Source organism: Stenotrophomonas sp. JAG2 (assembly GCF_041080745.1).
Classification (GTDB): Bacteria; Pseudomonadota; Gammaproteobacteria; order Xanthomonadales; family Xanthomonadaceae; genus Stenotrophomonas; species Stenotrophomonas maltophilia_AA.
The window spans coordinates 132,443-155,428 of sequence record NZ_JBEUMH010000008.1 but is presented as its reverse complement, the minus strand read 5'-3'; the positions used below and the strand labels follow the sequence as shown (position 1 = coordinate 155,428).

The following is a 22,986-nucleotide window of genomic DNA, read 5'->3' as shown; positions in this document are numbered from 1 at the left end:
CGCGAAAAAAATTTCACATTTGTTTCCGAGCCCTTGTCCGCAGGCGTCCAAGTACTTGATCCAGCGGGTGAGGGCGCGTCACCCGAGCGCATGAACATCGGTTCAGGCGACCGCGCGGCGCGGCTGGCATCAATCACGCCGCGGTCGATCCTGCATCGTCGGGCATGCACCACAGCAGCACGATGCCGATCGCCATCATGATCGCCGCCAGCACCAGGGCGCCTTGGTAGCTGCCGCTCTCGCGCGCCAGCGTGCCGGCGATCGCGGGGGCGATGATCTGGGCGACGCCATAACTCAGCGTCAGCATCGCCATCGCCTTGGCCGGGTTGTGCGGATAGTGGCGGCCGACCACGGTCAACGTCAGGCTGACGATGCCGGCGAAAGTCATGCCGAACAACACCGCGCTGGCCGCGCCCGCCGCTATCCCATCGTCGAGCAAGGGCAGCACGAACGAGACCGTCTGCAGTGCATACGCGAGCATCAACGCGCGGATCAGCCCCAACCGTGCCGCCAGCCGGTCCCAGGCAAACGTCGAGGGAATCGCGGTGATACCGACCAGTACCCACACCCAGCTGCCGCGACCGGCGAAGGCAGGGGTCTGCACCAGGATGGCAACGATGAACGTCGCGCTGACCACGAAGCCGAACCCCGCGCAGAAATACGATGCGATCAACAGCCCGCGCCAACGCCTGCCAGGCGCGGGAGGAGCGGCCGCACCGGTCGCGTTGGAGATGGGTACCGGCGCCGGCATCCAGGCCCAGGCCGGGACCAGGAACACGATCGCCAATGCGCCCAGCGCCATCCATTGCCGGGAGGAGGCCAGGTGGTCGGCCATTACCGCGGCCGCCAGCCCTGAGACCGCGATCCCCAGCCCAAGGCCGGCGAAGTGCAGGCCCAGCTGCGGGCGTCGCTGGTGGGCGAGCAGCCAGTTGAGCACCAGCCCCGAGGCGAGCAGCAGGCCGGCGGTGCTGGACAGGCCTGCCACGAAGCGCAGCACGCCCCAGCTGCCCATCTGGCCGGTCGCGCCCATCAGGCCGGTGGAGACCACCGCAAGCACCAGGCCGATGCGGTAGAAGCGGAACTTGAGCTGCATGTCACCGACCCGGGCGACCAGCAGCGTGCCGGCCAGGTAGCCCAGATAGTTGAACGTCGCCAGCCAGCCGCCCCCGGCTGCCGACAGTCCCGCGTCGGCGCGCATCACGGGAAGCAGGGGCGTATAGGCGAAGCGTGCCAGGCCCACCGTAAGCACCAGGGCACAGATGCCGGCAGCGATGACCTGCCAGGCATGACGGGGCGGCGGGGCGACAGGGGACATGTGCGTCGGTGGCAGCGGGGAGGCCCCTATCGTGCGGGGAAGGCAGTGACGGCGTCTTTCGATAGAATGACCGCGTATGTCGATGAGGCGTCACATGGCCGCGATCGAGCGAACTGCCCCGGGCTGGCGTGAAGTCCCCGTGCCGCCGCTGCGCCGGTTGCCATGGCCGGTGGTGGCACGCAGCCAGCGGCTGGACGCCGGCGAGCGGTTTCCACCGCACGTCCACGCCTGGAACCAGCTGGTATACGCCAGCACCGGCGTGCTCCAGGCCAGTGCCGGACACGCCCGCCATGTGATCACGCCGCAGCAGGCGCTGTGGGTGCCGACCGGTACGCTGCATCACACCGGTGCATTGAGTACCTCGGCCTTTCGTAATCTGTATGTGGGTGACGATCCAGCGCTGGGGATGCCGACGCACTGCGTGGTGCTGGACGTGTCACCGCTGCTGCGCGAATTGATCATCGAACTCGACCGCACCGTGCCCGATCACGACCGCACCTATTACGCCACCTTGTGCACGCTGATCACCGCGCAGCTGCCGCGCCAGCCGCAGCACGCCCGGCATCTGCCGTGGCCGCAGGATGCCCGCCTGCAGCGCTGGTGCCAGGCGCTCTACGAGCAGCCTGCCGATACCCGCAGCGTGGAGGACTGGGCGCCGCTGCTGGGTGCATCACCACGCACCCTGGCACGCCACTTCGAACGCGAGACCGGCATGCGCCTGCGCGACTGGCGGTTGCGGCTGCGCCTGCTGCGCGCCATCGAGTGGCTGGCGCAGGGGCGTTCGCCGACGGTGATCGCGCACGCGCTGGGCTACGCCTCGGCGTCGGCGTTCAACTACATGTTCCGGATCGAGATGGGCATGAGCCCGCTGCAATGGAAGCGGGCACGCACTACGGCGTAACCGGGCACGCCAGGCTGACCAGGCGCTCGTTCTCGAAGCGTGCGTGGATCATGCCGTTGTCGGCTTTGCCTTCGGGCCACTCTGCTTCGTCGCCCGCGCCGGGCAAGGGATCGCCCAGGTGGAAATACACGCGGCCACGGCTGTCGCCGATCCGCACCTTGTCGCATGCCGCGGCCGGCGAGGCCATCTCGCCGCAGTCGCCCTGCAGCAGGCACAGGCGGGTATGGCACTTGCCTGCACCGGACGACCAATGGCCCTGCGCGACCAGGCAACCGGGCTCGGTCGCCAGGATCGCCCAGCATGCCAGGCCGAACACGGTCGTGGCGGACATCAGCACCGGCAGCAGGTAGCGACGTCGGCGGAAAAAGGAAGCATTCATGACGCGATAATGCGCCCTGGCCAGCGGCGAGGGCAACGCATGCGCGGTGCAGCGTACGGATGGAATGCTGTGACGCCATCCGGATCATCGGTCGCTGTCGCACAAGGCGATTGCACCGCCGCGTCGTCCTGCACCGATGGAACGCTGTTTTACCCCCCTCCTGGACGTGTCCGGAAGGCTTACTGTCGGGGTTCCTTTTCGTCTCCCCGGAGCCATCCGCCGATGAACACGCTTACCAACACCCGCATCGTGCTCGCCTCGCGCCCCAGTGGTGCCCCCGTCACGGCCAACTTCCGCGTTGAACAGGTGCCGGTTCCCGCGCCCGGCGCGGGCGAGGTGCTGCTGCGCAACCGCTATCTGTCGCTGGATCCCTACATGCGCGGTCGCATGGAGGAAGGGCCGTCCTACGCGGCGCCGGTCGCGCTGGATGCGGTGATGGAGGGGCGCACTGTCTCTGAAGTGCTCGCCTCCAACCATCCCGGTTTCTCCATCGGCGAGCACGTCCTGGCGCCCGGCAACTGGCAGACCCATGCGGTCATCCCCGGTGATCAGGTGAGCCGCACGCTGGAGGATGACGGCCTGCCGATCAGTACCGCACTCGGGGTCTACGGCATGCCCGGGTTCACCGCGTATGTGGGACTGCAGGAAATCGGCAGGCCGCAGCCGGGCGAAACCCTGGTGGTGGCCGCTGCCAGCGGACCGGTCGGCGCGACCGTGGGGCAGATCGCCAAGCTGCAGGGCGCGCGCACGGTCGGCATCGCCGGGGGCGAACAGAAGCGTGCGTATCTGGAAACACTGGGCTTCGATGTGGCGCTGGATCATCGCGCCGACGATTTCGCCACGCAGTTGCGTGCGGCGGTTCCCGACGGCATCGACGTCTACTTCGAAAACGTCGGGGGCCACGTCTTCGATGCGGTCGCGCCATTGCTCAACGACTTCGCGCGCATTCCGGTCTGCGGCACGATCGCCACCTACAACGCACGCGGCGCGGTGTTGCCGGGGCCGGACCGGTTGCCGGGTTTCATGAGCCAGGTGCTGCGCCAGCGCCTGACCGTGCGCGGCTTCATCCAGTCCGATCTGCACGCCTTCTTCCCCGCGTTCCTGCGCGACATGGGGCAGTGGCTGAAGGACGGCCGCGTGCAGTATCGCGAGGACATCGTGCAGGGACTGGAACGCGCGCCGGAAGCCTTCTTCGGCCTGCTGAAAGGCCACAACTTCGGCAAGCTGGTGGTCAAGCTGGATTGAGCGGCCCGGCGCGTGTGAGTGCGACGTGTGCAGGAGTGCGCCGATCGTGATTCGTGCCTCACGATCGGCTGGTTAGTCTTCCCACGAAGGCGCCGCTCCGGCGCCCGCACGAGTGAGTAGACCCATGGCAGACACCAAGCCCAGCGAACACGGCAAGCAGGAAGGCATCGAAGAGAGCCAGCAGGACCGCAAGCAGGATGAAACCGCCAAGCAGCGGCCGGGGCAGACCGATCAGGCGATCCACGATGCGGGCACGCGTCGGCCGGAGCGCAAGGACACTCCCGAGGGCGCGTAAGCGATTGCGCGAAGGCGGTGAAAACAAGAACGCCCCGGGAAGCTGCTTCCCGGGGCGGGCTGTTGAATACGGGTGAGGCAAGGGGAATCGCGTTCAGCCCTGGCCGGCCGTATGGATCAGCCAGCCTGCCGCATCCAAGCGAACATGTGCGGCACGTAATCTGCCTTTCCCAGAGGCACGCCGTTGTGGCGCAGGATGCTGTACGCGGTGATCAGGTGGAAATAAAACTGCGGCGTGGCCCAGTTGGCGGCGTATTCGCTGCCCTTCATATCAAACGCAAGGCCACCTGCCAGCTCGATGGCCACGTCAAGTGAAGCGCCGGCATCGATCTGCGCTGCGTCTGCCGCAGCCAGATGGTCCAACGTCTCGTCGATCAGCTCCCGCGCCTGGTCCATGTCGCCGGGCGTGCACAGCACCGGCAGCGGTTGCCCAGTGAGACGGCACACCGCCTCACGCGCTTGAGTGCAGGCAAACTGTATCTGTTTCGCCAGCGGATACATGTCCGGAGCCAACCGCGCTGAAAGCAAGTCTCGCGAGGAATAGCCGGTGGTCAGCGCATGTGCGTCGGCCTTGCCCAGCTGGCCTCTGAGCGCACGAAGCATCTGCGCGAAACCGCAGATGTTCACTTGATGGATGGACATGGTGCTTCCTTGCGTGGTGAGCAGTCGAGGCGCGCCGCACGGCAGGCAGTTGCACTCTACGGCGGTCACCGCGAGGAGTCTTTCGGCCTCATCGGCTTGACCATCGACGCGCAGGAGATGGAACTGTCCGGTGTTCGGCATGGGCCTATGTGGTTCGCGGCGGGGCCGGGATGCCTCGGACGTGAATCATAACCGTCCGCTTGTTGAGTTTCGGCTACCAGAAGCGGGTTCCGCATGCGACTTGGGAAGCAACGGCGGGTGCTTGGGGAGAGGTTCGATTTGCTAGGATTCAAGGTCCCGACACTGCTGGCGCAAGAAACAATGCAGCTCGATATCACCATCACAGACTCGCCCAGTCCGGAGTCGCTCGATCTGATTGCCAGCGGGTTGGACGGTTTCAATCTGGATGCTGCCGGTTACGCCGACCGGCGCGAACTGGCGGTGCTGGTCACCGATCCGCAGACTGGCAAGGTATTGGGCGGTCTGACCGGCCGGACATCATTGGGGATGTTGTTCATTGACCTGTTCTACCTCCCGGCGGAACTGCGTGGGCAGGACCTCGGCTCGCGCATTCTTGCGGCCGCTGAGGACGAAGCCAGGCGGCGGGGGTGCTGTTCTGGTCTGTTGTATACGATCAGTTTCCAAGCGCCGGACTTCTATGTAAAGCAGGGCTGGCGCGTGTTCGGCGAGATACCGTGCGAACCTGCTGGGACGCGTCGAGTGTTTTTCAACAAGGACTTGTTGGCGTCCTGAGGGTGGGACGGCTCCAGTGAGGTCGTGCAGTGGGGATTTGCCAGTCTCCGGAGCCAGTGATAGGGTCACCTCATGCAATTTGTACGCGCCCTCACGTTGATTATTACCACCCTCCATAAGGGTGGGTAGAGCGCGTCTCGTTTCCAGACAACGCAACCCGCCGCGAGGCGGGTTTTGTTTTTCCGCTCGCGGCCATTTTTGGAGTCAAGAATGTCCGACCATCCCCTGAAAACCCTCATCGAAGCCGCAGACCGATCCATATCGGCTGGAGATTTCGAGGGCCTCATGCGGTTCTACACAGATGACGCCACCCTGGTGGTGAAGCCTGGCATGTACGCCAGAGGCAAAGACCAGATCAAGAGAGCATTCGAGGCGATCTCTGCGCATTTCGACGGCCAATTGAAGGTTCGGCAAGGAAAGATGGAAGTGATTGAGGGCGGGGAAGCGGCGCTGGTTGTCATGGAAACATGGCTGGATAGCGCTGATGAAGACGGCGCGGCGATTTCGACGGTTCGTCGGGCCACCTACGTGTTTCGTAGGGAGCCGGCTGGGAACTGGCTATGCGCTGTGGACAACTCATACGGCACTGCTCTGCTCGACAGCTGAACACGGGGGTGAGGTGGCGCGCCGGATAGCGAGATCGGAGAGTGGGGGGCACCTCAACGAAAAAGGCCGAAACCCCTGTTTTTGCAGGTGTTCCGGCCTTTCAAGTGCCCTGTCGGGCTGAATAGTGGTGGAGCCAAGGAGGATCGAACTCCTGACCTCGTCGATGCGAACGACGCGCTCTCCCAGCTGAGCTATGGCCCCACGGGTGGTGCAACTGCGTGGCGTACCCGACCTCGGCCGTACCTCGCGATGGGCCTAGTCTAGCGCCGACCGGCGTTGCCTGCCAAGTGGGGCCTGGTCCGGATCACGGCCGGGCGCCGGGTGTACTGCCCGGTGCCCGTTCGACCTGCCGCAGCAGGGCTTTGTCCAATTTGGCCGCCACCCCGACGCTGCGCCCGGCCAGATTGGCCACCACGAAGCTGACCGAGCTGCCCAGCACCTGCGCCGTCTCGGACAGGCTCAACCCGTAGTCCTGTTCCAGCCACTGCGCCATGCCCGCGGTGGCCGCGCGCAGTGCATCATCCAGCGAGCCGGCCTGGCCCAGCACCATCACCTGCGTGGCCGATTCCACCCGGGGCGCGGACTGCGCGCGGGACTTGATCACGTCCACGCTGAATTCCACGTCCATGGAGGTCTCCAGCGCGTACTGCGAGGTTTCGCCATCGCCCTGCAGCGCATGCGCATCGCCCAGGTAGAGCAGGGCGCCCGGCTGGGACACCGGCAGGTACACGGTGGCGCCCTCGCGGATTTCGTTGAAATCCATGTTGCCGCCGAAACGGCCGGTATCGCCGGTGGAGATCGGCGCGTTGCCGAAGCCGGGGGCGACCGCCAGCCCGCCGAGCATGGGCCGCACCGGCACCCAGAAATCCTTGAGCTTGCCGGTGGCGGCTTCCGGCCGCGCGCGCCCGCGCTGGCGGTCCAGCGTCCAGCGCACGGGCTCGTCCAGTGCCGTCGCCTTGGCAGCCAGCGCCGGCGTCTGTGCGCGGCCGACGATGCTGTCCAGGCTGTCGGCATAGTCGCGGTTCAAGCGCAGCCGTTTGATGTGGATGGCCAGTACATCGCCGGGCTCGGCATCCATCACGAAGAACGGGCCGGTCTGCGGATTGCCGAACAGGGCCCGGGTCTGGCCCTGCGCGTCCACGCCGCCGGAATCCAGCGTGGTGGTGCGTACGCTGTCACCTGGCCAGACGGTCAGTACCGGCGCGCGATGGGGCGAGAACTCGTTGGCGTACGAGGTGGGCACGAAGTCGTGCTGCCGCGGACCTCCGGCCGGTCGATCCGGCAGGCGGCGCGCGCTGAAGGGGTGCGTCGCGCGCCGCTCGCTGGCGTTGGTGTCGGGGTAGTCGGCGGTCCCGCGCAGCGTCCCGCCGGCCTGCGTGCCATGGAAGCGGTAGGTCGCCCCATCACTGCCGGTCACGACAAACGCCAGTGTCTCGCCCTCGCGAGTGCCCTGCAGCGCATCCCCGTCGAAACGTCCCTGAAGCGGTCCCTGCTGGTCGGGCAGGGTCAGCAGCTGATAGGCCGGGTTTCCCCACAGGTCGGTGGTGACCAGCCACTGCGCAGGGGGCTCCCCGGCCTGGGCGGCCGAGGCGGACAACAGCAGGAGCAGGGCGGCAAGGCGGCAACGGGACATGCGGGAATCTCGTGGGTGACCGGCGCAGTGTTTGCGGGAGGTACACGGACGACAAGTGCCGGGCGGCACGTGACGGATGGCAGGTAACGCGCCAAACGCGAAGCCCACCCTTCCGGCGCGCGCGCGGGGCGGGCATAATCCGCGCCAGAAGACACGGCCGCATAGCCAAGTGGACCAGGGGGGCCGGACAGCCGTCGCCCATAACGCCCTGACACCAATCTGCAACATCCAGCCAATACCGTGCCGCATCGCTGTTTCCACGGCGATGTCGATTTCCTATGGTGCCCGGCCATGCCGCCGGCTGCCCCGATCTGTACTACCAGAGACCTCTGCATGCCCGCTCTACGCCACGCTTCAGTGTCGACGCGTCTTCTTTCCCGTTCCCTGCCGCGCCGCCGCGCCCTGGCGCTGGCCTGTGCTTCGGCCGCGCTGATGCTGTCCGCCGCCGCCTCGGCGCAGGACGCCCAGTCCGCCAGCGCCACCTCGCTGGACACCATCACCGTCACCGCCGACCACCGCGAACGCAACCTGCAGGAAGTGCCGGTCTCGGTCGGCGTGGTGCAGGGCGAGAAAATCCGCGACTACACCGCCGGCGGCGATGACACCCTGCTGGCGCTGTCGGGCAAGGTGCCGAGCTTCTACGCCGAAACCACCACCGGCCGTATCTTCCCGCGCTTCTACATCCGCGGCCTGGGCAACATCGACTTCTACCTGGGTGCCTCGCAGCCGGTGTCGATCATCCAGGACGACGTGGTGCTCGAGCACGTGGTGCTGAAGTCCAACCCGGTCTACGACGTGGACCAGATCGAAGTGCTGCGCGGCCCGCAGGGCACGCTGTTCGGCCGCAACACCACCGCCGGCATCGTCAAGTTCGACACCATCAAGCCGAGCCAGGATTACAGCGGCCGCGTGCAGGCCAGCTACGGTTCGTACGGCAGCGTGGCGATCGATGGCGGCTTCGGCGGCCCGATCAACGACATCGCCTCGTTCCGCGTGTCGGCGCTGTACCAGCACCGCGATGACTACGTCGACAACACCTACAGCGGCCCGAGCACCGATGGCACGGTCTCGCCGAAGAAGAACGCCATGGGCGGCTTCGACGACCGCAACGTGCGCGCGCAGCTGCTGCTGCAGCCGAGCGACAACTTCTCGCTGCTGGCCTCGGCCCACGCACGCGACTACGACGGTACCTCGACCCTGTTCCTGCGCAGCGCGCTGACCAAGGGCTCGAACAAGACCGACGTGCCGCGCGACAAGGTCGCCTACGACGAAGCCGACAACAACCCGCAGGCCTACAAGACCTACGGCGGCTCGGTGAAGGCGATCTACGATTTCGGCAATGTCTCGCTGACCTCGATCACCGCCTACGAAACCACCTCCGGCTACAGCCGTGGCGACACCGACGGCGGCGCGGCGGTGAACTACCCGGTCAACGGCGTCCCGAACGGCTACGGCCAGTCGATGGGCCAGATCCGCGACCTGGACCAGTGGACCCAGGAATTCCGCCTGGCCAATGCCGATGACAACCGCCTGAAGTGGCAGGTCGGTGCGTTCTACTTCGACGGCCGCGACACCACCGATTTCTATCAGCGCGCCTGGTTCCTGAACACCGCTGCCCGCAACCCGAACAACTGGGTGCGCCTGCGCAACGTCAACACCTCCTGGGCCGGCTTCGGCCAGGTCAGCTATGACGTGACCGACAAGTTCACCCTGACCGCCGGCCTGCGCCAGACCAAGGACGAGAAGAAGACCCGTCTGCTCAAGACCGCCGATACCGCTGCCGGCGCCGTGACCTACAAGGGCCGCACCTACGTGGAGATGTCCGACACCACGCCGAGCTGGGACCTGAGCGCGATGTATGCGTTCAACCCGCAGCTGAGCGTGTATGCGCGCGTGGCCCGCGGCTTCCGCGGCCCGACCATCCAGGGCCGTTCGGCCGTGTTCAATGCCGATTTCACCACGGCGAACTCGGAAACCATCCTGTCCTGGGAAGCCGGCATCAAGAGCAGCCTGTGGGACAACCGCCTGCGCGTGAACGCCGCCGCGTTCACCTACGTGGTCAACGACATCCAGCTCAACGGCAACGATTCAGACGGCAACGGCGTGCTGTTCAACGCCGACAAGGCCAAGGCCTACGGTCTGGAAGCGGACATGGAACTGCGTCCGATCCCGAACCTGGCCCTGAGCGCCGGTGTCAGCCTGCTGCACAGCGAAATCCAGGACGACCGCGTGTACGCGCAGGTCTGCGCCCTGAACGGCGCCGTGGTCTGCACGGTGAACGATCCGACCATCAAGGTCGGTGCCAACACCTTCGCGCAGATCAACGGCAACCCGCTGCCGAACGCACCGAAGTACAACATCAACCTGGCCGCGCGTTACGACATGCCGGTCAATGACGCCGATGTGTTCTTCGTCTCCACCGACTGGAACAAGCAGGGCTACACCAGCTTCGTGCTGTACGACTCGGCCGAGTTCAACTCCAAGGGCAGCTTCGAAGGCGGCCTGAAGCTGGGCTACTCGGCCAACTACGGTGCCTGGGAAGTGGCGCTGTTCGCGCGCAACATCACCAATGAGAAGAACCTCAAGGGTGTGATCGAAAACTACATGGCCGCGGTCTACAACGAACCGCGCACCGTGGGTGTTTCGCTCAACATGAACTGGTAAGTCACGCGACCACCGGTGCCGCAGGGCACCGGTGACAGCGAGTGGTTCCGGCAACGCCCCGCGATCGCGGGGCGTTTCTGTTTGTGCACCCCGGTCAGCGACGTGGCGTAGTCATGCCGCTCATACCGACTGCATATCCTGGCGGTCCGGCACGGAGTCGAAGCCGAAGGTGAGCTGCCAGCTGCGCAGGTCCACGGTGTCGCGGTCGCGCGCCTGTTGCCTGGCCGCCCGGCTGGCGCCGAACAGTTTGCCCTGGCCCTCGATCAGCGGGCGCATGCGCAGTACATCGGCATTGTCCGGCTCGGCTTCGGCCGCCCGGTCCACCCAGACCTTGGCCAGGAACGCGTTGGCGGGCACGCCGTTGCCGAAGTGGAACACGTCGGCCAGGAAGCCGGCAGCCCAGGCCTTGGTGGCAGTGTCGCCACGCCACCACAGCGGGCCGAGCAGGTCGAACACGGCTTCCTGTTTGTCGCGATCATCTTCGCCCTGGTACAGCAGCACCGCCAGGTTCTTGTGCGCCGGCCGCCACACGCGGTCGTGAGGGGCGGCCTCATCCACGCAACGGCGGTACAGCGCGCGCGACTGCTGCTGCACAGCCGGGTCGGGCGTGTGCTTGAAGGTTTCGCTCAATTCCCAGGCGCGGTTGTAGATCGCCACCAGGTCGCCCGCCTCGATGGCGCGCTCGGTCCACGCCGCGGCCTGGGCCGGATCGGCGAACGCAGGGAAGTCGCGGCCGGCCACGCGGCCACGGTACAGGTCCACCATCGCCGCCATCGCGCGGCGGTCACCGCCTTCGGCAAGCTGCTGCATCATGTGCAGGCCGGCCGGTACGGATACGTCGCAGAACAGGTTGGCCGCCACCGTGGAGAGGTTCACCTCGTCCTCGTCCGCCATCGCCATCGCGCGGTGCAGATGCTGTGCGGCCAGGGGCGTGTCGAGGCTGAAACCGAACAGCCCGGCATGGCGCGCAGCGGACAGCCACGCCAGCGCATGCGCGCTGTCGGTGAACGCCTCGACGCTGGCCAGCACCTGCGCGAACAATGCATCGGCGCCCTCGACGTGGGCAAACAGCGCGCAGGCTTCCAGCGCGTTCATGCCTTCCTCGACCACGGTGGCCGGGTCCAGCGCGAACGCCTCGGCCAGGCACGTGTAGGCATGTGTCATGCGTGCCGCGTCCCAGCGCACGTCGTTCTCTTCGGGTTCGTCACGGCCCAGCTTGTAATCCAGCGTCGCCCACCAGCACAGCACCAGCGCGCGCGTGGGCGCATCCAGGTGCAGGTCAAGCAGGTTCGCGTAGGCGGTGTCGTGCTGGGCGATCGCCTCTTCTTCATCGGCCTCCGGCGCGAACCAGAGCCAGTCGCGTTCCTTCATCACGCGCAGGCGGTTGCGCTGCGGCAGCATCAGCCGGGCCGCATACGGGCCGTCAATGAAGTCCTGCATCAGCGCGTGGCTGCCGCCCCAGCGCGGGTACAGGTAGTACAGGAAAGTTTCGAGCAGGCCGACATCGTCCGCGCGCAACGCCAGCGCGTGCTGCAACCAGTAATCGGCGGCGTACTCGAAGTCGTCTTCGGTGCGCTGCGCCAGCCGTGCTGGCAACGCCGGCAGCTCCGCCAGCGGTGCGCCGTAAGGCGCCAGCAGCGCCAGTGCCGCCGCATAGCCGTCCGGATCCTGCTGCTGCAGGGATGCGTACAGTTCGGCCCGCCCACCGCGCTGCAGCTGGTGCAGCCAGCGCGGTTCCCCCAGGTAGCAGGTCAGCCGCATCACCTTGCCCAGCACGAAGGCCGGGCGCGGATGCAGCGCGATCGCGCGCAGCCACGCGGCCAGCGCATGGTCGCGGGCAAGGCTGGCACCGGCCCACTGCGCGTCGCGGATCAGGTCGGCGGTCTCGCTGGACCGGATCTGGCTGGCCACGCGCTCCCACAGCGACCCCAGCGCCACCCAGGGGTGGGGGCTGTGCGGCTGCTGCGCGCACCACTGTTGTGCCTGCTGCAGTCGTGCGGGCAGGGCCTGCGCCGGGTCGATCAGGCTGGACAGCAGCCAGCCGTAGCCGTAGCGGGGCGACCCGCCGTCGAGCCAGCGCTGCTCCAGCCCGGCGAGGAGCCGGTCGAGATCGTCGAAGCGCGCCTGCTGCAGCGCGTCGCGTGCGCGCTGGCGCAGCTCAATCGCGTCGCTGGGGGAATCGGTCATGGGGACCACGTCCTTGTCGAAGATCAATCGCGCATTCTAGGCAATCGACCTGCTGGAAAGTACTGAAGGCAAGCAATCACGATGTTTGAGGCGGTACGTGAGCTCTGCGGCCACAGTGGAAAGTGACCGGGAAGATCTGCGTAGATCCTTCCGGCCATTGCCAACTCGGCAGCGCTGAATTCGCCAGCGCCGTGTGCTACTTCGCTGGCGTGGCCGCCGGCGCCAGCTCGGCGAACAACCCACCCAGCACGCCCATGGTGGCCTGGTCGGCGCCCATGTCTTCGGCGGCATTGGCGATGGCGATCACGCCGTTGTTCTGGCCGGGGAACAGCACCACCCAGGCCAGCCAGTTGCCGTCCGAGCCGCCGTGCACCAGCACCGGGCCCTGACGGCCGGCGATCGACGGCTGTACGCCCCAGTCCAGCCCGGATCCACTGCCCGGCTGTGCGGTCTGCATCAGTGCATAGGAGGCCGGCGTCAACAGCGTGCCCTTGCCTTGGCTGCCCGCGAGCTGGTCGATGGCGAACAGCGCCAGGTCCTGCAGGCGCATGTGCAGGTTGCCTGCTGCGGTGTAGATCGGCGGCACCCCGTCATCGGCCTTCTGCGGTGCTTTGGTCACCGGCTTGCCACCGCGGTGGCCGAGCGGTTGGCCCGCAGGTGTCGGACCAAACCCGGCACCGGTCATGCCCAGGGGCTGGAACACTTCGCGCTGCATCAGTGCTTCGACCTCTTTGCCGGTCGCACGTTCGGCGATCACCGCCGCGATCAGGAAACCGCTGTTGCTGTAGGCGAACTCAGTGCCGGGCGGATGCATCGGCGCTTCGGCCAGGGCGGCTTTGACATAGGCCTCCCGCTGTACCGGCAGGGCGCGCCTGTCGACGAAAAACGCATCCAGCGCCGCGGCATCGGTGAGGTTCTCCGGCAGCCCGGCGCGATGCGAGAGCAGCTGCACCAGGGTGACGTCGCGGTAGGCCGGCTGCATCTGTGCCGCGAGGTCGGGCAACAGGGTCGACAGCGGCGTATCCCAGCCCAGCACGCCTTGTTCGACCAGGCGCGCGATCATCGCCACGGTGATCGGCTTCCCGGTCGAGCCGATCATCCATTGATCGTCGATGGTGGCCGGCGGTGCCGCATCGTTGCGGCGGACGCCCTGCACAGCGTGTTCGGCGACCTTGCCGTCGCGGATCACGAGAACACCCATCGCCGGCGTTGTGGTGCCCCGCATGGCCTGGGCGATCCGGGCCTTCAGGTCATCGGCCGCGCTGGCGGTGGTGGCCGCCAGCAGCAGGGAGACAGCTAGCCAGCGGCGCAGATGCGGCGTGGTGCGGCGAGGGGTGGGAACGGTCCTTCGAGTCGCGATCAGATGCATGGGAGTCCTTTGCGCAGCCGCGGAACGGTGCGTGCGATTCACTCTTGCATGCGCTCGAAAGGCGCGTATGTGTCTGCAGTCATGCCGACGGCGACGTGTCAGGCACGCTGTGCGATTCGTTCAGGAAACGAGGGCAGTGCGCCGTCGCCAGCGCATTTGAACGGCGGGCATCGCAGTGCATCGGTGCAGTCGAGACTGCACCGATGCGTACCGATCACTCCGCCGGCGGCAACAGCGCCGAGAGGATCGGCTCCAGCTGTGCCTGGCGCCAGCCCGCCAGCGCGGCCGGCCACTGGCGGCGTTCCAGATAGCTTTCCAGATGCTTGCGAGAGGCCAGCACGCCGTCGGGCAGGCCGAGTTCGGCGCTGCGCGCGGTGACCGCATCCTGCAGCCGCTTGAGGGCCTGCTTGTTGGCGTCGTTGGCCGGCAGCGCCAGCGGTGCGTCGGCCTCGTCGGCAAGCGGGGTGATCAGTGCCTGCCATACCTGCGCGGCCAGCTTGCGGGGTGCCTTCGGGAAGCCCTCCATCAGCCTGGACAGCGCATCCACATCGGCGGGCGGGGTGCGTGCGAGCACGGCGGCCAGCTCGTTGTCGAGCACCCAGCTGCGCGGTTTGTCGCTGGCACGCGCCTGCACGTCGCGCCAGCGCAGTAGCCGCAGCAGACGCAGCTGCGCAGGGGTGTCCATGAACTGTGCCGAGCGCATCGCCACGTGCGGCCAGCGCTCTTCATCATTCTCGACACTGGCGAGCAGGCGCTCGGCGTCATCCTGCAGCCACTGGCGGCGGCCCAGCTCTTCCAGCCGCGCGTCGATGGTGTCGTGGATCTGGAAGAGGTATTCGACGTCGTCGGCGGCGTACTCCAGCTGCGCCTCCGAGAGCGGGCGGCGCATCCAGTCCGAGCGCGTCTCGCCCTTGGCCAGGGTGACGCCGGTAACGGCGGTGACCAGTTTCTGGTAGCCCATGCCGCCGCCGATGCCGGCCAGCGACGCGCCGATCTGGGTGTCGAACAGCGGGCGCGGCAGCACCCCGCAGGCCACCTTGAAGGTGACCAGGTCTTCGCTGGCGCTGTGCATGATCTTGAGGATGGCGGTATCGGCCAGCCACGGCGCCAGCGCCTCGTTCATGCCGGGGATCAACGGGTCGATCAGCAGGATTTCGTCACCGACCGCCATCTGCACCAGCGCCAGTTGCGGCCAGTACGTACGTTCGCGGATGAACTCGGTGTCCAGGCCGATGCGGGTGGGGCGCTGGCGGTAGCGCTCGTCCAGTTCCGCCGGGGTTTTGATCCAGTAAGCCACGTGGGATTCCATGTACTGCAAAGGGATGCTCAGGTCGGGGAGGATAGCCTAACCCCGTGTTACGGCCGGCATGCCGCCGCGCGGTGATGAACACCCGGGCCGTTGGCGGTCGCCGCCCACGACGGTGGCGATTATGATGATCCCCTGTCCGCGCCGTCGGCATGCCGCCTGGACTGCACTGCGCCCAGGCACACCCCGAGGAGTTCATTTGCGACCGTCAGGCACATTGCCGCTGCTGTTTACTGCACTGTTGGGCCTGCTGGCCGGCTGTTCGCCCGCGCCGGCCCCCGCGCCCGCGGCAACGCCTGCCGCCGTCCCGGCCAAGGCAGCGGCCAAGGCGAGCGCACCGGTGGCGCAGGTGACCATCGGCGGTGAGGACGCCGCCGAGACCGTGGAGCGCTGGCAGCCGCCCGCCGTGACTCTCGCCGAGGACGGGGTCGCGCAGGCCCGCCGTGATGCCGCACGCGCCTTCGAGGAAGACCGGCTGTACCGCACCGCCGAGGACGCGATCCCGATCTGGCTCGCGCTGCTGCAGCACGACCCCAAGGACCGTGCGGCCGAGGCCGGCCTGAAGCGCGCCCGGCAGCGTCTGCTGGAAGAGGCCTCCGTCCTGCTGGATCGCCCGCTCAAGCAGCGCGAGGCGTTGGCCGAGGCCAGCGAAATGGCTCTGGTCCTGCTCACCCTGGCGCCGGACGATGCCAAGGTGCGCGAGCTGCAGTCGCGGGTGGAGATCGCCCAGCGCGTGGTCGCCTACAACCGCGCCGGCGAAGAGGATCTGCGTGCGGACCGGATCGGCGAGGACGGCGATGGGGCCATTCCCAATTTCCGCGAAGCGCTGGCGCTGGATGCCGACAGTTCGCGTGCCCGGCAAGGACTGGCAGCGGCCGAGAGCGCCCTGATCCGGCGTGCGGAAACAGCCGCGCGGGCCACCGATTTCGCCACCGCGGGTACCTGGCTGGCGGAAGCGGCCAAAGTCCGTGACTCTTCGATCACCATCGCCGATGCCTTCGAACGCATCGAGAAAATCCGTGCCGATACGCTGGCGCGGCTGCGCAACGAGGGCCTGCGCGATCTGGCCACGCCGCAGGGGCTCAAGCCGGCGCGGCAGAAGCTGGAGGATGCACTGCGCATCGCCTTGCCCGGCGATCCCGTGGTGGGCCAGTTGCGCGAGCGCATCGAGCTGGTCACCCATTACGGCAGCTTCCGGCCGCGCCAGGTGTTCAGCGATGCGCTGCGCGATGGGGGCCGCGGGCCGCAGATGATCGTGGTGCCGCATGGCGGGTTCCAGATGGGCGCGGCCGAGAACGAACTGGGCGCGACCGATGCCGAAAAGCCCTCGCATTACGTGCGGTTCGAACGGGGCTTCGCGATGTCGATCACCGAAGTGACGGTCGCCGATTTCCGGCGTTATGTGCAGGCCACCAAGGCCCGCCCCCGCGCCACGCGGCGCGGCCATTCGATCGTGTACGACGAGCGCAGCGGCAACTTCGTGCGGCGCAGCGGGGTGGACTGGCAGTCCGATTACAACGGCGCCGAGGCCATCGCCAATCTGCCGGTGATGCACGTCAGCGTGCGCGATGCCGAGAATTACGCCAGCTGGCTGTCCGAGCAGACCGGGCGCTCGTACCGGCTGCCCAGCGAGGCCGAATTCGAGTACGCCCTGCGCGCGGGCAGCAGCGGCCGCTACCCGTGGGGCGATGCGGGTACCCCGCCGGCGCGTGCGGGCAACTTCACCGGCGCCGAGGATGTCTCGCCGTCCGGGCGGCACTGGTACAACGCCTTCGTCGGCTATGGCGATGGGTATTGGGGGCCGGCGCCGGTCGCCAGCTTCGATCCCAATCCCTGGGGCCTGCATGACATCGCCGGCAACCTCAGCGAATGGGTGGCCGACTGCTGGCATGCGAGCTACCGGCGCGCGCCGTCCGACGGCGTGGCCTGGTTCAACCCGGGCTGCCGGCAGCGCGTGATCCGCGGCGGCAACTGGGCCAATGCGCCGGCCCAGACCCGCGCCGCATGGCGGCAGTCGCAGGACTCGGACACCACCACCGCACGGATCGGCTTCCGGCTGGTGCGCGGGATCTGACCGATCGCCCGTGCGGCTGGATTTCACCCGGCCGCACGGCGCGCGTTCTAGGATTGGCACAGCGTCGGGCAGGGTGCCACGGCCATCTCAGGAACCAAGCGCATGCGCAACGATCCATTCGGCGGTCAGCAGCAGGGCCGCGCCCGGCGGCCGGGCCTGTTCGGCAACATCCGCTGGTGGGTGCTGCTGGCGTTTGCCGGCTATGCGGCGTTCTATTGGTTCTCCAACCGCGCCGTGGATCCGTATACCGGCGAGAGCGTGCTGATCGACAGCTCGCTGGATGCCACCCAGGAAAAGGCGCTGGGCCTGCAGGCCTACCAGGAGATCCTGGCGCAGGAGCGGCCGCTGGATCCCAACGCGCCGCAGTCGCGCGAGATCCAGGCGATCGCCCAGCGCCTGATCGCCAAGGTGGACGTGGTGGAAACCGCCCTCGCCGAAGAACATGGGCTGAAGCCGGCGCATTTCGCGCGTGATTTCGAGTGGGAGGTCAACGTGATTCCCTCCGAGCAGGCCAATGCGTTCTGCCTGCCGGGCGGCAAGATGGCGGTGTACACGGGGCTGATCCCGGTGGCGCGCACGGTGGATGCGATGGCCGTGGTGATGGGCCATGAGATCGCGCATGCGTTGCTGCGCCATGGTGCCCAGCGCATGGCCCAGCAGAAGATGACCCAGATCGGGCAGATGGCCGGGGCCGCCAGCGGCATGGACCCGCAACAGCAGCAGATGATGATGTCGGCGATGGGCTACGGCTACCTGCTGCCGTACGCGCGCAGCCACGAAACCCAGGCCGATGAAGTGGGCCTGATGCTGGCCGCGGCGGCCTGTTTCGATCCGCAGGAGGCGATCCCGTTGTGGGAACGGATGGGGCAGGCCAGCGGCGGGCAGTCGACCTCGGAATTCGCGTCCACGCATCCCAATCCCGGCACGCGCATCCAGAACCTGCAGGCGTTGATGCCCAAGGCGATGGAGTACCGGCAGACGTTCTGCGAGAGCGCGGGGCGCTGACCGCCAACGCTTGATCGGCGATGCGCTGGATCAGCGCGCCGGTTCGTTGACCGTTACGTCGATCACGCCGTCCTGCACGCGCGCCTTGAGCGTATCGCCCGGGCGCACCTGCAAGGGCGAGCGCACCAGGCTGCCATCGTCGTCACGGGTCAGGATCGCGTAGCCACGCGCAACCGTGGCCAGCGGACTGACCGCTTCCATGGAGCGGGCGAGGGCACGCAGGCGCAGGCCGTCGCGCTGCAGCTGGCGGCCGATCGCACTGTCCGCGCGCGGCTGCAGGCGCTGCAGGCGCTCACGCAGGGCGTCCAGCCGGCGCTGCGGATGGCCGCTGCGCAGTACGGCCGCGGCGTGGCGCAGGTGGGCAAGACGGTTCTGATGCTGCGTGGTCCAGGCCGCGTGCAGGCGGCGCGCAACGTCCTGCTGCCGGCGCTGCAGCAGCTGCAGGCGCGACTGCGGGCTCTGCGCGTTGAGGCGGAGCAGGGCACGGTCGGCGCGCTGCATGGCCTGCCCCAGGCTGTGCCGCTGCAATTGCGCCAGGCGTGCATCGAGGCGACGCACGCGCAGCAACAGATCGCGCTGGTCGGGGACCAGCAGTTCGGCAGCGACCGAGGGCGTCGGCGCGCGCAGGTCGGCGGCGAAGTCGGCCAGGCTGAAGTCGGTTTCGTGACCCACCGCAGACACCACCGGGGTCTGGCTGGCCGCGATCGCGCGGGTCAGCTGCTCATCGTTGAAGGCCCAGAGATCCTCCATCGAGCCGCCACCGCGGGTCAGCAGGATCACGTCGTAACGGCCGCTGGCATCGGCCGAGCGCAGCAGCGCCGTGAGCTGCGCGGCAGCGCTGTCGCCCTGCACCAGGCTGGGCAGCAGATCGACCTCGAGCATCGGGAAACGGCGCTCCAGCACGCTCAGCACGTCGCGTACCGCCGCGCCGGTCGGCGAGGTGATCACCGCCAGGCGACGCACATGCGCCGGCAGCGGCCGCTTGCGCTCGGGGGCGAACAGGCCTTCGGCCTCCAGACGTGCCTTGAGCTGCTCGAAGGCGCGGCGCAGGGCGCCTTCGCCGGCTTCTTCCATGTGGTCGAGCACCATCTGGTACTCGCCGCGGGCTTCGTACAGGGTCAGCCGGCCACGCGCGAGCACGCGCATGCCTTCGCGCGGCACGAACTTCAGCCACTGGCTCTTGGGCTTGAACAACGCCGCGCGGATCTGCGAGCGCGCGTCCTTCAGCGTGAAGTACATATGGCCCGAGGCCGGGCGCGTCACGCTGCCCAGCTCGGCCTCCACCCAGATCAGCGGAAAGGCGCCTTCCAGCAGGTCGCGGGCCAGGATGTTGAGCTGGCTGGGCGTGAGAATCTGCGCGCTGCGGTCCATGGAGGGATCAGGCCAAACGGTACGGACGGGACGCCATGGTCGCACGTCGGCGGGGATGCTTCATCCCGCCGTGGCGCGCGCGGCGTGCTGCTGCAGGGCCCAGGCCACATGCTCGCGCACGAGCGCCGAGGGATGCGCGTGCCGCGCGTGCAGCGCGGCCAGTGTTTCGGCGTGGCTCGGCGCATTGCCCAGCGCCACGGCGATGTTGCGCAGCCACCGCTCATGCCCGCTGCGGCGGATCGGGCTGCCTTCGGTGCGGCGCAGGAACTCGTCTTCCTCCCAGGCGAACAGCTGGGCGAGCGAGGCGGTGTCCAGGTCGTTGCGCGCACGGAAATCCGGCTCGTCGGTGCGCTTGGCGAACTTGTTCCAGGGGCAGACCAGCTGGCAGTCGTCGCAGCCGTAGATGCGGTTGCCCATCGCGGTGCGCATCTCTTCGGGAATCGCACCGTCGTGTTCGATGGTGAGATAGGAGATGCAGCGGCGTGCATCCAGGCGGTGCGGGGCGATGATCGCCTGGGTCGGGCAGACATCGATGCAGCGCGTGCAGGTGCCGCAGTGCGCACTGGCCGGCGTATCCACCGGCAGCGGCAGGTCGATGTAGATTTCGCCGATGAAGAACCACGAGCCGCCCTGCTTGTCGATCAGGCAGGTGTGCTTGCCGATCCAGCCCAGCCCCGCGTTGCGGGCGAGTGCGCGCTCCAGTACCGGGGCCGAATCGACGAAGACGCGGTAGCCGAACGGTCCGATCTCGGCGGCGATGCTGTCGGCGAATTTCTGCAGCCGGTTGCGCATCAGCTTGTGGTAATCGCGGCCCAGCGCATAACGCGCCACGTAGGCGCGGTCGCCATCGTGCAGGGTGTTCCAGGCCTCGGCGTCGTCCTTGTGGCCGTAATCCATGCCGACCGAGATCACCCGCACGGTGCCCGGCAGCAGTTCGTCCGGCCGCGCGCGCAGCGTGCCGTGCCGCGCCATCCACTCCATCGTGCCGTACAGGCCCTTGCCCAGCCAGTCGGCCAGGTGCGCTTCGTCCTCGCGCAGATCGATGCCGGACACGCCGCAGCGCTGGAAGCCGTGCACGCGCGCGATCGCACGGATGCGTTCGGCGGCGCGGGCCAGATGGACGGGGGCGGGCAGGGGGACGGCGGACATGGCCTGGGCGGAAACGGAGCCTGGGAAGGGCGCGGCAAGGCTGCGCCTGGGCGACAAGTATAGAATCCCGGCATGCCCGAGCTTGCTGAACTGTTCGATATCGCCGCCGCGCGTCGCCTGGATGCGCAGGCCAGTGCCCTGCGGGGCGATGGCGGTGCCTCACTGATGGAGCAGGCCGGCCAGGCCGCCTGGCACTGCCTGCTGGAGCGCTGGCCGCAGGCGCAGCGGATCGGGGTGGTGGCCGGTGCCGGCAACAATGGCGGCGATGGCTACGTAGTGGCGCGCCTGGCCCGCGAGGCCGGCCGCCCGGTGACGGTGCTGCGGCTGGACACCGATGCCCCGGCGACGCCGTTGTCCCGGCAGGCCGAGCAGGCCTTCATCGCCGCCGGCGGTGGGGTGGAGCGCTTCGATGGCCGCGTGCCGGCGGTGGACCTGCTGGTGGACGCGCTGTTCGGCATCGGCCTGAACCGTGCCCCGGCCGGTGCGGCGGCCGATCTGATCACGGCCATCAACGCGGCGGGCGTGCCGGTGTTGTCGCTGGACGTCCCCAGCGGCGTGGATGCGCAGACCGGCAACGTGCCGGGCGTCGCGGTCCGCGCCACGCTCACGCTGCAGTTCATCGTGCGCCACCAGGGCCTTTACACCGGCGCGGCGCTGGAACATGTCGGCGGACGTCGCCTGGCACCGCTGGAGCTGCCTCAAACCGCTGCGGCAGGTGTGCAGTGCAGCGCCGAATGCTGGCAGCCATCGCGCCTGCGTGCGCAGCTGCCGGCGCGCCGCGCCAACACCCACAAGGGCGAATCCGGCCACGTGCTGTGCGTGGGCGGCAATCTCGGCAGCGGTGGGGCGGTGATGCTGGCCAGTGAATCGGCGTTGCGCGCCGGCGCCGGGCTGGTCAGCGTGGCGACCCAGTCACCGCACGTCGCACCGCTGCTCGCGCGCCTGCCCGAAGCGATGGTGCATGCCGTGCAGGACGCGCAGGAGCTGCAGTCCCTGCTGCCCCGTGCCGGGGTGATCGCGATCGGGCCTGGCCTGGGCCAGGACGACTGGGCGCACGAACTCTGGCGGCAGGTGCTGGCCAGCGGCAAACCGCTGGTGATCGATGCCGACGCCCTGAATCTGCTGGCCAAGGCGCCACGGACACTCAGCGACGCGATACTGACCCCGCACCCGGGCGAGGCGGCGCGGCTGCTCGGGCTGACCACCGCGCAGGTGCAGGCCGACCGCTTCACGGCGGCGAACGCGCTGGCCGCGCGTTTCCACGCCGTGGTGGTGCTGAAGGGCGCCGGCACCGTGGTCGCCGCGCCCGACGCACTGCCGCGGGTGGTGCCCGCCGGCAACCCCGGCATGGCCGTGGGTGGCATGGGCGACCTGCTCACCGGCATCATTGCCGCCCTGCGCGCGCAGGGGCTGGGCGCCTTCGACGCCGCCAGCACCGGCGCGCTGCTGCACAGCCTGGCCGGCGATGCCGCCGCCAGTGACGGCCAGCGGGGCCTGCTTCCCACCGATCTGCTGGCGCCGCTGCGCCGGCTGGTCAATCCGGACGTTTGAACATGATCGAGTTTTTCCTCGCGCAGCCTGAAGACACCGACCTGCTCGGGCAATGGCTGGCCGCGACCCGGCCGCCGCAGGCGGTGATGCAGCTGCAGGGCGACCTGGGCGCCGGCAAATCCACCCTGGCCCGCGCACTGCTGCGCGCGCTGGGCGTGCAGGGCGCGATCCGCAGCCCCACCTACACCCTGGTGGAGCGCTATCCGCTGGCTGACGGCCATGAGGCCTGGCACCTGGACCTGTACCGCATCGGCCAGGCCGAAGAGCTGGATTTCCTCGGGCTGGACGAAGGCAGCGCCTCGCTGTGGCTGGTCGAATGGCCCGAACGCGGTGCCGGCGCGCTGCCGCCCACCGACCTGGAAGTGGCATTGGACATCCAGGGCCAAGGACGCCGTGCCCGGCTCACCGGGACCAGTCCGGCGGGTCGCGAATGGCTCCAACGGCTGCCTCAAGGGGGTGACTTGCAGGCCCTTTCTGTCGGCTGACACTAGGAAACACCGGCAGGTTACGGATTATTAAGGGAAAAGGAGTTGCATTTCATT

At 68.0% G+C, this 22,986-nt stretch carries 19 protein-coding genes and 1 tRNA gene; 10 read left to right on the top strand and 10 right to left on the bottom strand.

Features of this window, described 5'->3' with window-relative positions; all coding sequences use genetic code 11:
* Positions 1–133: 133 nt before the first annotated feature.
* Complete coding sequence (locus AB9O74_RS12475) at positions 134–1,315, bottom strand: YbfB/YjiJ family MFS transporter (RefSeq protein WP_369349501.1); 1,182 nt, start codon at positions 1,313–1,315, stop codon at positions 134–136.
* A gap of 94 nt (positions 1,316–1,409) precedes the next feature.
* Here AB9O74_RS12475 and AB9O74_RS12470 point away from each other — a divergent pair, with 94 nt between their 5' ends.
* Positions 1,410–2,216, top strand: a complete 807-nt coding sequence (locus AB9O74_RS12470) for a helix-turn-helix domain-containing protein (RefSeq protein WP_369349500.1) — start codon at positions 1,410–1,412, stop codon at positions 2,214–2,216.
* Here AB9O74_RS12470 and AB9O74_RS12465 read toward each other — a convergent pair.
* Positions 2,206–2,595 (bottom strand): hypothetical protein, encoded by a 390-nt coding sequence (locus AB9O74_RS12465; RefSeq protein ID WP_369349499.1) that lies wholly within the window; start codon positions 2,593–2,595, stop codon positions 2,206–2,208. The two genes, AB9O74_RS12470 and AB9O74_RS12465, sit on opposite strands and share 11 nt — an antisense overlap.
* Before the next feature lie 222 nt (positions 2,596–2,817).
* Here AB9O74_RS12465 and AB9O74_RS12460 point away from each other — a divergent pair, with 222 nt between their 5' ends.
* On the top strand, positions 2,818–3,840 hold the full coding sequence (locus AB9O74_RS12460) for an NADP-dependent oxidoreductase (RefSeq protein WP_369349498.1): 1,023 nt from the start codon (positions 2,818–2,820) through the stop codon (positions 3,838–3,840).
* 124 nt (positions 3,841–3,964) lie between these two features.
* Positions 3,965–4,135: a hypothetical protein gene (locus AB9O74_RS12455; protein WP_176989378.1), complete on the top strand. Its 171-nt coding sequence runs from the start codon at positions 3,965–3,967 to the stop codon at positions 4,133–4,135.
* 116 nt (positions 4,136–4,251) lie between these two features.
* Here AB9O74_RS12455 and AB9O74_RS12450 read toward each other — a convergent pair whose 3' ends face one another.
* Positions 4,252–4,917 carry a DUF1993 family protein gene (locus tag AB9O74_RS12450; protein ID WP_369349497.1) on the bottom strand — a complete coding sequence of 222 codons (666 nt, stop codon included), beginning with the start codon at positions 4,915–4,917 and terminating at the stop codon, positions 4,252–4,254.
* Between the two features lie 180 nt (positions 4,918–5,097).
* Here AB9O74_RS12450 and AB9O74_RS12445 point away from each other — a divergent pair, with 180 nt between their 5' ends.
* Complete coding sequence (locus AB9O74_RS12445) at positions 5,098–5,529, top strand: GNAT family N-acetyltransferase (RefSeq protein WP_369349496.1); 432 nt, start codon at positions 5,098–5,100, stop codon at positions 5,527–5,529.
* 210 nt (positions 5,530–5,739) lie between these two features.
* Positions 5,740–6,135, top strand: coding sequence for a DUF4440 domain-containing protein (locus AB9O74_RS12440; RefSeq protein ID WP_369349495.1), 396 nt, complete (start codon positions 5,740–5,742; stop codon positions 6,133–6,135).
* 125 nt (positions 6,136–6,260) lie between these two features.
* Here AB9O74_RS12440 and AB9O74_RS12435 read toward each other — a convergent pair.
* Together AB9O74_RS12435 and AB9O74_RS12430 are read right to left on the bottom strand one after the other, a co-directional pair.
* Positions 6,261–6,336 (bottom strand) — tRNA-Ala (locus AB9O74_RS12435).
* Positions 6,337–6,439: 103 nt separating this feature from the next.
* A complete protein-coding gene (locus AB9O74_RS12430; RefSeq protein WP_369349494.1) occupies positions 6,440–7,768 on the bottom strand; it encodes an acetamidase/formamidase family protein in 1,329 nt (442 codons plus the stop codon).
* A 333-nt stretch (positions 7,769–8,101) separates the two neighbouring features.
* Between AB9O74_RS12430 and AB9O74_RS12425 the strand changes: the two genes are divergently transcribed.
* The gene (locus AB9O74_RS12425) at positions 8,102–10,432 is read left to right on the top strand and encodes a TonB-dependent receptor (protein WP_369349493.1); all 2,331 of its coding nucleotides are present in this window, start codon (positions 8,102–8,104) and stop codon (positions 10,430–10,432) included.
* 120 nt (positions 10,433–10,552) lie between these two features.
* Here the strand turns inward: AB9O74_RS12425 and AB9O74_RS12420 are convergent, their stop codons facing one another.
* The 3 genes from AB9O74_RS12420 to rnd all read right to left on the bottom strand — a co-directional run bounded on the left by AB9O74_RS12420 (position 10,553) and on the right by rnd (position 15,285).
* Positions 10,553–12,619: a DUF4034 domain-containing protein gene (locus AB9O74_RS12420; protein ID WP_369349492.1), complete on the bottom strand. Its 2,067-nt coding sequence runs from the start codon at positions 12,617–12,619 to the stop codon at positions 10,553–10,555.
* 196 nt (positions 12,620–12,815) lie between these two features.
* Positions 12,816–13,988 (bottom strand): serine hydrolase domain-containing protein, encoded by a 1,173-nt coding sequence (locus tag AB9O74_RS12415; RefSeq protein ID WP_369349491.1) that lies wholly within the window; start codon positions 13,986–13,988, stop codon positions 12,816–12,818.
* 214 nt (positions 13,989–14,202) lie between these two features.
* On the bottom strand, positions 14,203–15,285 hold the full coding sequence (gene rnd, locus AB9O74_RS12410; protein ID WP_346478145.1) for a ribonuclease D: 1,083 nt from the start codon (positions 15,283–15,285) through the stop codon (positions 14,203–14,205).
* A 208-nt stretch (positions 15,286–15,493) separates the two neighbouring features.
* On the opposite strand from rnd, the gene AB9O74_RS12405 reads away from it, so the two are divergent.
* Together AB9O74_RS12405 and AB9O74_RS12400 are read left to right on the top strand one after the other, a co-directional pair.
* Positions 15,494–17,368 (top strand): formylglycine-generating enzyme family protein, encoded by a 1,875-nt coding sequence (locus tag AB9O74_RS12405; protein WP_369349490.1) that lies wholly within the window; start codon positions 15,494–15,496, stop codon positions 17,366–17,368.
* A gap of 102 nt (positions 17,369–17,470) precedes the next feature.
* Positions 17,471–18,373: a M48 family metallopeptidase gene (locus AB9O74_RS12400; protein WP_176989384.1), complete on the top strand. Its 903-nt coding sequence runs from the start codon at positions 17,471–17,473 to the stop codon at positions 18,371–18,373.
* Positions 18,374–18,403: 30 nt separating this feature from the next.
* On the opposite strand, the gene xseA is transcribed toward AB9O74_RS12400, so the two are convergent.
* Both xseA and queG read right to left on the bottom strand, forming a co-directional pair.
* On the bottom strand, positions 18,404–19,744 hold the full coding sequence (gene xseA / locus AB9O74_RS12395; protein ID WP_319210540.1) for an exodeoxyribonuclease VII large subunit: 1,341 nt from the start codon (positions 19,742–19,744) through the stop codon (positions 18,404–18,406).
* 60 nt (positions 19,745–19,804) lie between these two features.
* Positions 19,805–20,893, bottom strand: coding sequence for a tRNA epoxyqueuosine(34) reductase QueG (gene queG / locus AB9O74_RS12390; protein WP_369349489.1), 1,089 nt, complete (start codon positions 20,891–20,893; stop codon positions 19,805–19,807).
* Positions 20,894–20,965: 72 nt separating this feature from the next.
* Between queG and AB9O74_RS12385 the strand changes: the two genes are divergently transcribed.
* Together AB9O74_RS12385 and tsaE are read left to right on the top strand one after the other, a co-directional pair.
* A complete protein-coding gene (locus AB9O74_RS12385; RefSeq protein WP_369349488.1) occupies positions 20,966–22,444 on the top strand; it encodes an NAD(P)H-hydrate dehydratase in 1,479 nt (492 codons plus the stop codon).
* Between the two features lie 2 nt (positions 22,445–22,446).
* A complete protein-coding gene (gene tsaE / locus AB9O74_RS12380) occupies positions 22,447–22,929 on the top strand; it encodes a tRNA (adenosine(37)-N6)-threonylcarbamoyltransferase complex ATPase subunit type 1 TsaE (protein WP_176989388.1) in 483 nt (160 codons plus the stop codon).
* The last annotated feature ends 57 nt before the right edge of the window (positions 22,930–22,986 follow it).